This is a genomic window from Hymenobacter terricola (genome assembly GCF_017921975.2).
GTDB classification, from domain to species: Bacteria; Bacteroidota; Bacteroidia; order Cytophagales; family Hymenobacteraceae; genus Hymenobacter; species Hymenobacter terricola.
Genome location: NZ_JAGEMO020000009.1, coordinates 94,451 through 107,954 on the forward strand (window position 1 = coordinate 94,451; position 13,504 = coordinate 107,954).

Consider the following 13,504-nt stretch of genomic DNA (forward strand, 5'->3'; position numbering starts at 1 on the left):
TCCGGGGGACTTTTGGAGGCTGCGTATGCAATAAAAGCCTGCCAGGCATCTTTAGGGCCTCAACGTTCCCTTCTTGCCTTTCGCCTATGCGCTTGTTCCTGTTTGCCTGCCTGTTGCTCACCATGATTTTCAATGCTGACTCTGCCGCCCCCGTGCCGCCCGGCCCCTACGCGGCGCGCTGGAAAAAAATAAACGCACTACTGGCCAAAAGCCAGACCGCCACGGCTGCGCCGTTGGTGGAAGCCATTTATCAACAGGCCAAAAAAGCCGGCGACAGCCCGGCCTACGTGCGGGCCCTGCTGTATAAAATCCGACTGCTGCAAGCCAGGGAGGATGACGAAACCGAAAAGGCTATCGGCTTGCTCGAAGTAGAATTGAAAACAGCCACTTTCCCGGCGCGGCCCATTCTACACTCGCTGCTGGCCGAGCAATACACCCAGTATTTAAACCAAAACCGCTACCGCCTCTACCAGCGCACGGCCGGGGCCGCGCCCACCGCTGGCAACCAGCAAACGGCCGACGGCGGCACCGGCCTCGCCACCTGGGACCTGGGCCGGCTGGGCGCCGCCATCGTGCGGCACTACTACCAGTCGGTGGAAAATGAGCCCCAGCGCCAGCTGAAAACCACCCTGGCCGACCTCGGCGACCTGGCCGTGGGTGGCGATGCGGAGGGCCGCGCCCTGCGCCCCACGCTGTACGACCTGCTGGCCCAGCGCGCCATTGAGGGGTTGAAAAACCAGGAATTGTACGTGACCCGGCCCGAGCAGCAGTTCCAACTCACGGACCCCAAGCTGTTCGGCACTGCCGCCGAGTTTGCGGCCCTGCGCCTGCTGGCCCCCGATGCCGACTCGCTGAACAGCCAGCTGCACGTACTGCACCTATTGCAGCGCCTCACGGCTTCGCGCCAGCAGCTGGCTCCGCAAAACCTGGCGGCCCTGGCCGATGTGGACTTGAGCCGTATTGATTACCTGCACGGCCTCACCCCAAACACCACCCTTGCCACTCAGTACGAGCCCGCTCTGGTGCGCATGGCGGAAGCTTACAAAGCGTTGCCCATCAGCACCGAGTTTATGGCCCGCCGGGCCGAGGCCGCGCGCGAAACTGACCCGGTAGCCGCCGTGAAGCTGGCGCGGGAAGCCGAGGCACGGTTTCCGAAATCGCGGGGCGCGGCGCGGGCCCGGCAGCTGCGGGAGCAGATTGAACGGCCGGAATCAGCGTTTTCGGCGGCCGATATCGTGATTCCCAACCAGCCCTGGCGGTTTGATGTGACGGCCCGCAACGTGACCAGCTTGCACGCCTGGGCGTATCGGATTTCGCTGAAAGAGTGGGAAAAATCGGGAGACTACGACGAGAAGAACCGCACGGTGGCCCAGCGTTACGCTCGCTCCCTGCGCAATGCGCCGGCTGCTGCCTGGGCGGTGCCGGTTCCTACGCATCCGCAGGACTATAAGGAGCAAAAGTTTGCGGCGGCGGGTTCGGCGCTGCCTATTGGCTACTATTTGGTGATTATCAGCAACCAGGCTACCAAACCTACTGACCAGCGGCCGGGCGCGGTGACGAGCTATGCGTTTGTGGGAGCCAGTGAGCTGAGTGCCGTGAACCGGCACGACGTTGATACGGGTGCCGCGCGCTTGCTGGTGTTGCAGCGGCAGAGCGGCGCCCCGTTGGCTGGGGTGCAGGCCCAGGTTACCTATCAATATTACGACCGCAAAACCAGTAGAGAAATAACGCGTGCCACGGGCATCGTCCGGACGGATGTGAAGGGGGAAACGCTGCTGCTCACGCCGGAAAACACCACTGCCGATGCCCTCGACTACAACAGCCGCATCCGGGGCGTCCACCTCTGGCATGGGGCCGATTCACTTCAACTGAGCAATATTGGCGGGTACTATCAGCCCAATCGTAACCAAGCGGAACAGGCCCAGCGTCGCACCTTTCTCTTCACCGACCGCGCCATTTACCGGCCCGGTCAAACGCTGTATTTCAAAGGCATTCTGACCGAAACCCAGCGCGAAAAAAGCAGCCTCGTCGTCAATCAATCGGTGAGCGTGCGGCTGGTGGACGTGAACGGCCAGACCGTGCAGACGCTGCCGTTCACGACCTCGGAGTTTGGCTCGTTCAATGGTTCGCTGGTGCTGCCCACGGGCCTGCTGAACGGTGAAATGAGCCTGCAAACCGACCACGGCAGCCTCAGCTTTGCGGTGGAGGATTACAAGCGGCCCACTTTCCTCGTCACCCTCGACCCCGTGGCCGGGCAGCCGCAGCTGGGCCAGCCGCTCAGCGTGGGCGGGCAGGCCCGCGCCTACGCCGGGCAGGCCACCGACGGGGCCACGGTGAGCTACCGCGTCACCCGCCGCGAGCTGCTTCCACTGTTTGACTACGGCTACGGCGGGCGCGGCCGCTACGTGCCCGGCGGCAACCGGGGCACCCAGGAAATTGCCCACGGCACCACCACTACCGACGCCGAGGGCCGCTTCAGCATCACCTTCACGCCGCCGCTGGTGCCCAAAGTGCCGGGCCGGCGCGGATGGGAGCCGGGCTACCTGTTCGAGATAACCGCCGACGTAACCGACGCGGCCGGCGAAACCCGCACCGGCACCCGCAGCCTGCCCATTGGCCGCAATCCGCTCAGCCTGCGCCTGGCCGGCCCCGATGCGGCCGACAAGCAGCACCTGCCCATCATCACGCTGCTGGGTACCAACGCCACCGGCGAGCCGCTGCCCGCGGCCGGCACCTTGCGCCTGCTGGCCCGGCACTACCACCCCAACCCGGCCGGCGTGCCCGGTCCCGCGCCCGAAACCGAAGAAAATGAGGCCAAGCCGGAGCTGGTAAACACGCTGTCTTTCGATACCAAAACCAGCCCGGCCCTCGACCTGAAAGCTGCGCTGGCGGCCCTGCCCACCGGCCGCTACCGCCTCGAAGCCTTCACGGCCGAAACCGACACGACGCACCTTGATTTCACGCTCTACGACTCGCGGGCGGCCACCGTGCCCTATGCCACGCCCGATTGGTTTGTGGCCCTGGCCGATACCGCGGCGCCCGGCCAGCCGGCCACCGTGCTGCTAGGCAGCAGCGAAGCCGGCGCCCGCATCCTGCTGGAAGTGGAGCGCGAGGGCCAGTTGCTGCGCTCCGAATGGCTCACGCTGGCTGCCAACGAGCAGCGCCGCCTGAGCATCGAAAGCGGCCCCAGCACGGCGCTCGGTCCGCTCTACATTCACACCACGCAGGTGCGCGACAACCACCTCTACCGCCACGAGGCCACCGTGCAGGTGGCCGAGAAACCGCAGCCGCTGCAGCTGTCCATCGCCACGTTCCGCGACAAGCTCCAGCCCGGCCAGAAGGAAACCTGGCGCGTGACCATCCACCAGGCCAACGGCAAGGCTGCCGATGCCGAGCTGCTGGCCACGCTGTACGACCAGAGCCTGGATGTTTTCCGGCCGCATAGCTTTCTGGGGCTGGAATTTGGGCCGGGGTATTACCCGCCCCGGTTTCAGTGGCAGGGGAATTTTGGTGAGTTGAATTCCCAAGCATTGCTAATACAAAATAACGTGTTTGAAATGGTAGTTATGAGCTACCCGGTCCTCAATACTCAATATGGTGGTGGACTCTTTCTGGATAGATTCGTGCAAGCACTAGGTGGTGCCGTTCGCCCTGAAGGATATGGTTCGAGAGCATTACAAGGGCGGGTAAGTGGAGTTGCTATTAGAATAAAAGGAGCTGCCTTGCCAATGGCGGCCGAAGCCATTGCCGCCCCTGCTCCAATGGCCTCGGCGGCAATGGCTGATTCAAAGCAGCTCAACGAGGTAGTTGCCGTAGGCTATGGCAATCCGAAAAAGCCCGCCGCCCCTGACCTAACTACCGTGCCCACGCGCACCGATTTCCGCGAAACCGCCTTCTGGCAGCCGGCCCTGCGCACCGACAAAAACGGCGACGTGGTGCTCGAATTCCAGATGCCCGAGGCCGTGACGCGCTGGCAGCTGCTGGCCCTGGCCCACGACAAAAACCTGCACAGCGGCCAGCTGGCCCGGCAGCTTGTGACGCAAAAGGAAATTCAGATTTCGCCCAACGCCCCGCGCTTCTTCCGGCAGGGCGACACCTTCACCTTCCCCGCCAAGTTCTCGAACCTGACCGACCACGCCACCAGCGGCACTGCCCAATTATTCCTGCTCGATGCCGCCACGGGCCAGGACATCACCAGTCAATTAGTGAAAGGGCCGGCGCAGCAAGCCGTGTCGGCCGCCGCGCACCAGAGCGCCGCGCTGGGCTGGGAAATTGCGCTCCCGAATGATTTTGCGCCGGTGGCGGTGACATATCGGGTAGTAGCGCAGACCGGCGGAGGGCCGGTTTTGGACCTCGAAGGGTCGAAACCGAAGCATAAAGAGCCGAAATCGAAGCACAGAGGGTCGAAACCGGGCCTCGGAGAGTCGGTATCGGACCTCGGAGCATCGAAACCGACCCTCGGAGAGTCGGTTGTGGCAGAAAAAGGGTCGAAACCGGACCTTGGAGAGTCGGTTGTGGCAGAAAAAGAGTCGAAATCAGACAAGTTGGCAGGTGTTTCGTATTCCGATGGGGAGGAGAACACATTGCCCGTGCTCCCCAACCGCATTCTCATCACCGAGAGCCTGCCGCTGCCCATCGTGGGGCCCGGCACCCGCACGTTCGAACTGACCAGGCTGACCAGCACCAGCAGTCCCACGCGCCGCAACTACGGCCTGACGCTGGAAATGACGGCCAACCCCGCCTGGTACGCCGTGCAGAGCCTGCCCTACCTCATGGAGTACCCCTACGAGTGCTCCGAGCAGGTATTCAGCCGCCTCTACGCCAACCTCATCGCGGCCCGGATTCTCAAGTCCAATCCGCGCTTCAAAACCATATTAGCCGAGTGGGCGCGGCAGGCCCAAAGCGGCACCGCGGCCCAGAAAAACGCGCTTGCCAGCAAGCTGGCCCAAAACCAGGAGCTGAAAAACCTGCTGCTGCAAGAGACGCCCTGGGTGCGCGACGCCCAGGGCGAAACCGAGCGCCTGGCCCGCCTCACCGAATTGTTTGACGAAACCCGGTTGCAGGGCGAAACCAGCCGCGCCCTGCTCAAGCTGCAGAAAATGCAGCTGCCCGGCGGTGGGTTTCCGTGGTTCGATAAAATGCCCGATGACCGCTACATCACCCAGCTCATCGTGGCCGGGCTTGGCAAGCTAAAGAAGCTGGGGGCCTTTGATGCCGACAACGACGAGGCTGGCCGCGCCCTGCTGACGCAGGCCCTGCACTACCTCGACGCTGCCACGGCCCACGACTACGCCGAACTGCGCCGCCGTCAACACGTGAAGCTGGCCGATAACCACCTCGGCGACCTGCAAATTCAGGCCCTGTACGCCCGGAGCTTCTGGCCGCAACAGGCCGAAAGCGCCGCTGCCAAAGCTGCCTACGCGTACTACCGCGAGCAGGCCGCCAGGTATTGGTCCGCCCAGACGCGCTACCTGCAGGCGCAGGTTGCGCTCAGCCTGTTTCGTGCCGGCAAAACCGCGCCCGCGTCGCAGGACATCCTGCGTGCTCTAGCCGAAAACGCCCTGCACTCGCCCGAGCTGGGCATGTACTGGAAGGAAGTGCGCGGTGGCTACTACTGGCGCGAGGCCCCCACCGAAACCCAGGCCACCCTCATCGAAGCCTTCGACGAAGTCAAAAACGACCAGAAATCGGTGGATGAAATGAAGCTCTGGCTGCTCAAGCAAAAGCAAACCCACAACTGGGAAAGCACCCGCGCCACCGCCGATGCCTGCTACGCCCTGCTGCTGCGCGGCTCCGACTGGCTGGTGCCTGCCCAGCCGCTGCAAGTGACTGTGGGCGGCCAGGCCATCCAGCCCGAGGCGGCGCAAGCCGGCACCGGCTATTTCAAAACCAGCTGGCCGGCGGCCGAGGTGCAGCCCGCGCAAGGCAAAGTCACCCTCACCAAGCCCGATGCAGGCGTGGCCTGGGGGGCGCTCTACTGGCAGTATTTCGAGGATATTGACAAGGTGACGTCCGCCGCCACGCCGCTCAGCCTGGAGCGCGAGCTATACCGCGAAACGCGCACGGCCGGAGGCCCGGTGCTGGAGAAACTCACGGCCGCTTCGCCGCTTAAAATTGGCGATGCGCTGGTGGTGCGGCTCGTGCTGCGCACCGACCGTGCCCTGGAATACGTGCACCTCAAGGACCAGCGCGCCGCCGGGCTGGAGCCCATCGCCCAGACCAGCGGCTACCGCTACCAGAACGGCCTGGGCTACTATGAGTCGCCGCGGGATGCGGCCACGAACTTCTTTTTGAGCGAAGTGCCGCGTGGAACGCATGTGTTTGAGTACCGGCTGCGGGCCAGCCAGGCCGGTGATTTTTCGGGTGGCCTCAGTCAGGTACAGTGTCTGTATGCTCCCGAATTTGGCGCACATTCAGCCGGGGTGCGGCTGCGGGTGGCGCCGTAGCCTAATATCCGCGCGAATAGGCTCTTAGGCTTTGTAAACAGCATTGCCTGCGTTTGAAACCACTTTATGGCTGCGCTCACTTGCATTTAACCGAGGTAGACTGTAGCTTTGTCTTCTGTCGATTTTATTTATATTTGTTTATGAAGCACCTATTTGTCCTCCTCACGCTGCTCCTGACCTGGGGCGGTGCGCAAGCCCAAACTGAGAAGCAAATCCCCGTAACGAAGCTGCCCGGCGAAGAAAACCTGAGCCTGCGCGAACGCGCCGAGCGGGATTTCCTGATGCCGGTGCGCCGCAAGAAAATCGTGACGGAGGCTCCCAAAGCCAGCGCCGAAGAGAACACCGCCGCTCCCGAATCGGATGCGACGGCGCACTACGCCGAGTCGGCCGATGAGGCCCGTGAGGCCGCCGTGCCCGCCCACACTACCCGCAGCTATGAGGCCCGCCATGCCGATTGGCTGGCTGCCCGCCGGGCCGCCGCCCGCCGCGAAGAATCTCGGGCTTCTGCCCGGGCCGAGGCTCGGGCAGAAGCCCGCCGCGCCGCCCGCCATTCGTCGCGCAGCCACAGCAGCAAGTCGAAATCGAGCGAGGCGAAAGCGCACAAAGCCACTTCGCACAGCAGCAAAACGAGCAAGTCGAAGACCAAAACCAAATCGGCGGCGCACACCAGCAAAAGCACGTCGAAGAGCAAAACCAGCAAAGCCAAAAGCAGCCACAGCAGCGCCAAGAAAAGCAGCAGCAACAAGAGCACTGCCCACAAAGCCACGAAGAAAAGCACGCCTTCGAAAACGAAGAGCAAGACCAAAAAGCACCACCGCTAGGACGGCTGCTTATCAGGTTTCAACGGCAACGCCCGGCACTGTAGTGCCGGGCGTTGCCGTTTTTTGTGCGGTTGGGCGCAGCGGCCAAAAGAAAAAGGGAGTGCGGCGTAAGGCCCAGCGATGAGGGGCGTCTGCCGGGCCATACTAACCACTCTTCATTTTCACTTTAAGCCCAATACCATGAAAATTCTTCACATTCTCGCTCCCAAAGTGGTTCTGGCCGCTGCTCTGTTTCTTGGCGTGGCGCTGGCGGCTCCGGCTACCTGCCTGGCGCAGGACGGTGGCAAAATGGCCACCGGAAAAATGGCTGACGGCAAGATGGCCGACGGTAAAATGATGGACGGCAAGATGGCCGACGGCAAGATGTCGAAAGGCAAAATGGCGAAGGGCCACGGCAAGATGGCCAAAGGCAAAATGGACCACAGCAAGATGAACCACGACAAGATGGGCAAAATGTAAGCTTGCCGAGGCGACTGTAACTCAGTAGCAAAAAGGCCAGGTCCCGTGCGGGGACCTGGCCTTTTTATATGGAAGTTGTTTAGGAGACCCAAGTTGCGGCCTACTGAACCTTAGCCCCAACGAGCGCCGCCCTCCTGGTACGCCCCCGCTGGGGCTTGACTGCCGACTCCGCAACTTGGGTCAGGAAGGGTAACTGAGCAGGACGGGCGATGAGCTTCGTTCTGCGGCTTAGCGCTGGTTGCGGATGATGAAGTTGTTGAAGGTGGCGGCGGTGTCCTCGGCGCCTTGGGCGACGAGGGCGACGCGCACGCCGCGGTCCCAGGGGGGGAGGTAGGTGCCGTTGAGGGAGAAGTTCTCGGTGGGCAGGGGCTGCCAGGTGGCCCCGTCGGTGCTGTAGGCGAAGCGGTAGCGCTGGCCGCCCCATACTTCAAGGCGGAGGGTGAGGGTGGCGCAGGGGTCGATGAACACCTGCACCAGGGTTTGCTGCTTGCCGCTTTTGACGTGCCAGATTTGGAGCTGGCCGTTGCCGGCCATGAGGGCGAGGGCGTTGTAGGGGTCGCCCACGGCGGCAAGGCCGGCGAAGGTATCGACGGGGAGATTGGCGAAATCGAGGGTGGTGGCGGCTTTGTAGGTAGCGGCGTGGGTGCGGCGGGCCACCAGGGTGCCCAGGCGCGAGGAGCCGGCGGCGAGGTGCAGCTGGCCGTGGCGCACGGCGGTGATGGGCTGGGGCGCGGTGATGGGCCACTGCCATCCGAGGCCCAGCTTATGGCCTTCGAACTCGTCGGCGATGTTGAGGTGGGCGACGTTGGCGAGGGGGGCGGCCTGGGGGCTGCGGTTCACAAACTCGGGCCACTCCTGGGCGTTCCAGGTGAATTCGGAGAGCAGGCCCTGACGGCCAACAAATTCGTGGCTTTCCGCCGCGTAGGCGTGGTGAAGAAGGAACCAGCGGCCGTCGAGCTCGGTGACGGTGCCGTGGCCGGGGCACTTCCAGGCGGCGTTGCGGTCGAGGATGGGGTTCTGGTCGTGCTTTTCCCAGGGGCCGAGCAGGTGGCGGGAGCGGGCCACGCCGGTGGCGTAGTTGCAGCCTTTGCCGCAGCAGCTGTTGCCGGCGTAGAACATGTAGAACCAGCCGTGGTGGCGCACCAGGGCGGAGCCTTCCACGAGGGGACCTTCCCACTTCACGTCGTTGGTGAACAGCTCGGTGGGCTCGCCGATGAGGGCGGTGCGGGCGTCGTTGAGGCGCTGGGCCCAGATGGGGGTGTCCTGGTGGCAGGAGTTGCCGTCTTCCTTCCAGATGAGGTAGAGGTCGCCATGCTCGTCGGGGATGGCGAAGCCGTCGATGGAGCCAGCTTCCTGGCCCACGAGGGGGCCGTGGTCGAGGTAGGGGCCTTCCGGACGGTCGGCGCTGGCGACGGCTACGCAGAGCATGCCGCCCTTGCGGCGGGCGGTGTAGTAGACGTAGGTGCGGCCGTTTTCCTGGTAGAACTCGGGGGCCCAGAAGTTGGAGCCGGCCCACTCGGGCAGGGCCTCGGGGAAAACGTGGCCCACCAGTTCCCAATCGAGTAGGTTTTTGGAGGTGAAGAGGGGAAATACGGCGCCCCACTCGGCGGAGGTAGCGCTGGCCCAATAGGTATCGCCGATTTTGGTGACGGTGGGGTCGGGGAAGTCGCCGGGCAGCACCACATGGTCGTAGGAGCGGCGGGGGGCGGGGGCAGTTTCGGGCGAAATGCCGGGGGTGATGGCCAATTGGGCCATCTGTTCTAGTTCAATCGACACGGAGGATAGTATAAGGAGAATAGAGGGGAGAGCGACTTTTGAAATAGTTCTACTTCCCGGTTTCGAAAGGTAGTAATTTGGAATAAATAATGACGGGCAAACGGCGTTCGGGTAGGCAAAGTTCGGAAAATAGTCGGCGAATGCGGGAAAATACTGGCTGACATACAGGTTTTTGGCAGGCTTAAATGTTGCTGGTGAGGCTAATTAGCGCCCAGGGTACTAAAAGCATATTTTGGGCCAGGACTACCGGATTTGCTGTATTGATTCAGGTAGAAATTTGATTTTTCTAAGATATTAATTCTGGAAATATTTTTGAGGGGAGTGAAAAAAGAAGGTTGAATGAGCTATGAATATACGTTTTTGGAAGGAAAGCCCTGTTGGGAAGATGGGGTAAGCTCAGCAAAAGCAGGTTATTTAGTGGGGCAGGGGATAGTTGCGATGCCGGGAGGTGTTTTGGGGATGCGGGGTAGTGCTTTTGCGTTGTGGCGGGGGCTTGAGCGCTGGCAGAGAGGCTGGTTATTTGTCTTTAAGAGCGTGTGCGTTGACGGTCGTAAGCTTCGGCTTGCGACGCCCGATGGAGCGACTCCATTCTAAATTGGATGGAACAGTACGAGGACCAGCTGGTGATGTGTGGGCGTACGGTGGCCTACCTTGTCGAAAACGACAAGGCCATTACAAAAAGTAGCCCTCCCCGGCGCGCGCGCGCCGCCTGACGCCCCCAGCCCCGCCCCACGCGCCCCACCTGCCGCCGCCCCACACCCGCAGGTCCCGCTGAGCTAAACCACCGCTTTGGAGTAGCTTCCTCTCATGCGCCGCCCCCGCCTGCTGCGCCCGCCGCTGAAAGAAACAGGAGCTTCTGTGTAACTTGTGCAAGCAGAATCTTCCGACAATGACAACTACCCTTGTATTAGAACCCACCAACGATTCCGACCTGCATCTGCTGTTGAGTCTGGCGCAGCGGCTGGGCGCTCCAGCGACAGCTTCGCCAGCCGCTAAGCTGTCGCTGGAGCGCCGTTTTCTGGCCTTGTTTGGTTCCTGGCAATCGGATGAAAGCGGGATGAGCTAAACAAGATGCTGATGGACTCCCGCCAGAGTAACCGGCCCAAAAGCAATTCGTAAATTTGCACTATGACTTTTCGCCAGCGCTATGCCCAATTGCAAAACCCGAGCTTCGTTCGGCAGATGATGCTGCGCTCGGTATATGGCACAATGGCGCTGGAAAACCAGACCGTGCCGATGGAACGGCTGGAAGCCCTTTACGAAAAAGTAGAAGCCGAGCGTGCCGCCACCACTATTCGCCAAACCGGCGAAGCTGTGCGCTAATCAACTTCTCCAGTTCCCGATAGTCGCCGGAGTTCCCGGCTTTTATGGCGGTTAGATAAGCCTCACGGTCAGCCCCAGCCACGCGCTGGTACAAGGCAAGTTCCTGATAGCCGTAGCGAAATGCCAGAAAATTGGTAAGCAAGCGGGCCGTGCGGCCGTTGCCATTGGTGAACGGATGAATGGCCACAAACCGGTGGTGTGCATACGCCAGCAAGGCTGCTAGCTCCGCTTCAGTACGCACCAACTGCTGCCGGTGCTGCACTTCGTCGGCAAACTGGTAGAGCAGCGTGGGCACCTGCTGAAACGACGGCGGCAGGAAGCTGCCCACGTTGGGGTTGGAGCGCCGGTATTGCCCCGCCCAACCATACACGCGCTCGAAGGCTGCGCGGTGCAGGTCGAGCAGCAGCGCTACCGTGAAGTCGGTTTCTTCGGGTAGGTCGTAGAGAAAGTTCTCGGCCCGGATGACGCCTTCGGCCTCGGCTTCGTCGAGCAGGCGGCGGTCAGTCAGGCCGAGCAGGTTGTCTTCGGGTGCGTTGGTGTAGTGGCCCACGGGTAAATGCGAATTGATGGTACCAAAGTAGCTACTTTAGCTCCGTAAGCACTCCCCGGCGCGCCCGCCCCGCCTGAGCGAAACCACCGCCTCTTCAGTAGCTTGCTCTCATGTGCCGCCCCCGCCCGTTGCGCCCGCCGCTGAAAGAAACGGGAGCTTCTGCGTAACTTAGCTTTGGAAGCAGCATAGTTTCTTTTCGTCGTTCAGCATCTGCCAAATATGACACCTATACTTGTTTTAGAGCCAACTAATGACTCTGACCTGCAGTTGCTTCTGAATCTGGCGCAGCGCCTAGGCGTGAAAGCTACTGCCACGCCTCCGGCTGCTGCTATTTCCGAGGAAGAGCGGCGGCGGCGCTTTCTGGCGTTTGCGGGTTCCTGGCAGTCCGACGAGAGCGGGGATGAAATCAATAAGATGTTAATGGAATCGCGGCACTTCCGCGACCGCGACGTAGAGCTATGAGCTTCTATTTGCTGGATACCAATATCTGCATTCATTTCACCAAAAACGAATACGGCATTGTCGAAAAGCTGGACAGCATTGGTTTCGACAATTGCTTTATCAGTGAGCTGACAATCGCCGAAATGCTGTACGGCGTGGCCAATAGTGCCCTAACTAAGCAGGCCGCCAACCGACTGGCGCTAAATGGGCTGCGCACTGCCTTTGAAGGCCACATTTTACCCATTGCGGACTGCTTTGAGCATTACGCCGCTGAGAAAACCCGCCTGCGCCGCGCCGGCCGTCCCGTCGATGACTTCGACCTGATGACAGGTTGCACGGCCCTCCGCCACAGCCTCACGCTGGTTACGCGCAACACCCGCCACTTTGCCGATATCTCCGGCTTGGTGCAGGAAAACTGGATTGACAATCCGTAGTACCGCCCCCGCTGTCCCCACTGCTAGAACGATACGACAGCTTCTGCCCCACGGCCGCCCCAACGGCCGCCCCCGCCCGCTGCCCCGCCGCTGAAGAAACAGGAGCTTCATGTGTAGCGGCAAGCAGGCGGCAGGAACTATGCGGAATCTTCGTAGTTTTGGATAGTATGAAAATCACGCTGGAAATCCCTGATAACAAAGCGGCCTTCATGATGGAGCTGCTGCAAAGCCTGCCGTTTGTGAAAGCGACACCGGCCCGCGTTAAATCCAAGCCGCAGGACGAAACGGAGTATCTGCTGAGCAACCCGGCCAACGCAAAAGCCCTGAAGGATGCCATTGAGCGCCTGGAGAGCGGCAAGGGCGTGCAGCACAACCTCATCGACGCATGAAGCTTATTTGGGATGAAGCTGCTTGGGAACAGTATGTCTACTGGCAGGAAACTGACCGCGCCATTCTCCGCAAAATCAACACGCTGCTGAAGGAGTGCCAGCGCACGCCGTTTGTTGGCACCGGCAAGCCCGAAGCCCTGAAAGGCGACCTGCGCGGCTACTGGTCGCGGCGCATCAACCACGAACACCGCTTAGTCTACAAAGCCACCGACGACGGATTGCGCATTGCCGCCTGCCGTTTCCACTACGGCGATAGATAAACTCCCCGGCGCGCCCGCCCCGCCTGACGCCCCCACGCGCCCCGCCTGCCGCCGCTCCACGCCCCGCAGGTCCCGCTGAGCGAACCCACCGCTTCGGAGTAGCATCCGCTCCTACGCCACCCCCGCCCGCTGCCCCCGCCGCTGAAGAAACAGGAGCTTCTGTGTAGCTTGCTATTTCTGCTGAATTCAACAGTGCTCCATGTCTATTTCTGATTTGTCTTTTGAAACCGTTGCCTACGACGCTTTTTGCAAGGCATTGGAAATAGGATTTGTGGTGTTCTGTTATGCTCTTGGCAAGGTTCAGAGCAAAGAGGTCAAAGAGGTTGGGGTAGGGGATGTTTTGCGTCTTGTCTTCTTCGCAGTCGTTTTCGCTATTGTAATTCCGTTTGGCTTGTTCTATTTCAGTCAAAGTATTTTTACTAAATCTATTCCCGGGCTTTCTGTTGTAGGGTTTTTAGCTGTTATCCTAGGCTTTTTCAATAAGCGTCAACTGGTTCAATGAACTAAGCTTCTTCTCCCCCCACCCAATGGCCGGTTTTTAGTCTATATGAGACGGCTGTTATATTCGGTGTTTAGAAATCAATAATTATTTTTGAATAACTTAA

12 protein-coding genes are annotated in these 13,504 nt (G+C 61.1%); 10 read left to right on the forward strand and 2 right to left on the reverse strand.

Translation table 11 applies throughout. The annotated features are described in order from the left end of the window. Positions 1 to 86: 86 nt before the first annotated feature. The 3 genes from J4G38_RS09145 (at position 87) to J4G38_RS09155 (ending at position 7,726) form a co-directional block, all read left to right on the forward strand. The gene (locus J4G38_RS09145) at positions 87 to 6,446 is read left to right on the forward strand and encodes an alpha-2-macroglobulin family protein (RefSeq protein WP_210516857.1); all 6,360 of its coding nucleotides are present in this window, start codon (positions 87 to 89) and stop codon (positions 6,444 to 6,446) included. 140 nt (positions 6,447 to 6,586) lie between these two features. Next, a complete protein-coding gene (locus tag J4G38_RS09150) occupies positions 6,587 to 7,267 on the forward strand; it encodes a hypothetical protein (protein ID WP_210516855.1) in 681 nt (226 codons plus the stop codon). A gap of 180 nt (positions 7,268 to 7,447) precedes the next feature. Then, positions 7,448 to 7,726, forward strand: a complete 279-nt coding sequence (locus J4G38_RS09155) for a hypothetical protein (protein ID WP_210516853.1) — start codon at positions 7,448 to 7,450, stop codon at positions 7,724 to 7,726. A gap of 228 nt (positions 7,727 to 7,954) precedes the next feature. On the opposite strand, the gene J4G38_RS09160 is transcribed toward J4G38_RS09155, so the two are convergent. Next, a complete protein-coding gene (locus J4G38_RS09160; RefSeq protein WP_210516851.1) occupies positions 7,955 to 9,502 on the reverse strand; it encodes a family 43 glycosylhydrolase in 1,548 nt (515 codons plus the stop codon). Between the two features lie 889 nt (positions 9,503 to 10,391). Between J4G38_RS09160 and J4G38_RS09165 the strand changes: the two genes are divergently transcribed. Further along, a complete protein-coding gene (locus J4G38_RS09165; protein ID WP_210516849.1) occupies positions 10,392 to 10,568 on the forward strand; it encodes a hypothetical protein in 177 nt (58 codons plus the stop codon). 62 nt (positions 10,569 to 10,630) lie between these two features. Further along, positions 10,631 to 10,825, forward strand: a complete 195-nt coding sequence (locus J4G38_RS09170; RefSeq protein WP_210516847.1) for a hypothetical protein — start codon at positions 10,631 to 10,633, stop codon at positions 10,823 to 10,825. On the opposite strand, the gene J4G38_RS09175 is transcribed toward J4G38_RS09170, so the two are convergent. Further along, positions 10,794 to 11,375: a Fic/DOC family protein gene (locus J4G38_RS09175; protein WP_210516845.1), complete on the reverse strand. Its 582-nt coding sequence runs from the start codon at positions 11,373 to 11,375 to the stop codon at positions 10,794 to 10,796. The genes J4G38_RS09170 and J4G38_RS09175 overlap by 32 nt on opposite strands. Positions 11,376 to 11,672: 297 nt before the next feature. Here J4G38_RS09175 and J4G38_RS09180 point away from each other — a divergent pair, with 297 nt between their 5' ends. From J4G38_RS09180 to J4G38_RS09200, 5 genes are all read left to right on the forward strand, one after another. Further along, on the forward strand, positions 11,673 to 11,837 hold the full coding sequence (locus J4G38_RS09180; protein WP_210516843.1) for a hypothetical protein: 165 nt from the start codon (positions 11,673 to 11,675) through the stop codon (positions 11,835 to 11,837). After that, positions 11,834 to 12,250, forward strand: a complete 417-nt coding sequence (locus J4G38_RS09185; RefSeq protein WP_210516841.1) for a type II toxin-antitoxin system VapC family toxin — start codon at positions 11,834 to 11,836, stop codon at positions 12,248 to 12,250. Before J4G38_RS09180 ends, J4G38_RS09185 begins: the two co-directional genes overlap by 4 nt. Positions 12,251 to 12,417: 167 nt before the next feature. Beyond that, complete coding sequence (locus J4G38_RS09190; RefSeq protein WP_210517024.1) at positions 12,418 to 12,639, forward strand: type II toxin-antitoxin system Phd/YefM family antitoxin; 222 nt, start codon at positions 12,418 to 12,420, stop codon at positions 12,637 to 12,639. Beyond that, positions 12,636 to 12,899: a Txe/YoeB family addiction module toxin gene (locus J4G38_RS09195; protein WP_210516839.1), complete on the forward strand. Its 264-nt coding sequence runs from the start codon at positions 12,636 to 12,638 to the stop codon at positions 12,897 to 12,899. Before J4G38_RS09190 ends, J4G38_RS09195 begins: the two co-directional genes overlap by 4 nt. Positions 12,900 to 13,098: 199 nt before the next feature. After that, complete coding sequence (locus J4G38_RS09200; RefSeq protein ID WP_210516837.1) at positions 13,099 to 13,401, forward strand: hypothetical protein; 303 nt, start codon at positions 13,099 to 13,101, stop codon at positions 13,399 to 13,401. The last annotated feature ends 103 nt before the right edge of the window (positions 13,402 to 13,504 follow it).

Coding starts and splice junctions, on each gene's coding strand:
- J4G38_RS09145 (WP_210516857.1), top strand. CDS start 87: ATGCGCTTGTTCCTGTTTGCCTGCCTGTTGCTCACCATGATTTTCAAT.
- J4G38_RS09150 (WP_210516855.1), top strand. CDS start 6,587: ATGAAGCACCTATTTGTCCTCCTCACGCTGCTCCTGACCTGGGGCGGT.
- J4G38_RS09155 (WP_210516853.1), top strand. CDS start 7,448: ATGAAAATTCTTCACATTCTCGCTCCCAAAGTGGTTCTGGCCGCTGCT.
- J4G38_RS09165 (WP_210516849.1), top strand. CDS start 10,392: ATGACAACTACCCTTGTATTAGAACCCACCAACGATTCCGACCTGCAT.
- J4G38_RS09170 (WP_210516847.1), top strand. CDS start 10,631: ATGACTTTTCGCCAGCGCTATGCCCAATTGCAAAACCCGAGCTTCGTT.
- J4G38_RS09185 (WP_210516841.1), top strand. CDS start 11,834: ATGAGCTTCTATTTGCTGGATACCAATATCTGCATTCATTTCACCAAA.
- J4G38_RS09190 (WP_210517024.1), top strand. CDS start 12,418: ATGAAAATCACGCTGGAAATCCCTGATAACAAAGCGGCCTTCATGATG.
- J4G38_RS09195 (WP_210516839.1), top strand. CDS start 12,636: ATGAAGCTTATTTGGGATGAAGCTGCTTGGGAACAGTATGTCTACTGG.
- J4G38_RS09200 (WP_210516837.1), top strand. CDS start 13,099: ATGTCTATTTCTGATTTGTCTTTTGAAACCGTTGCCTACGACGCTTTT.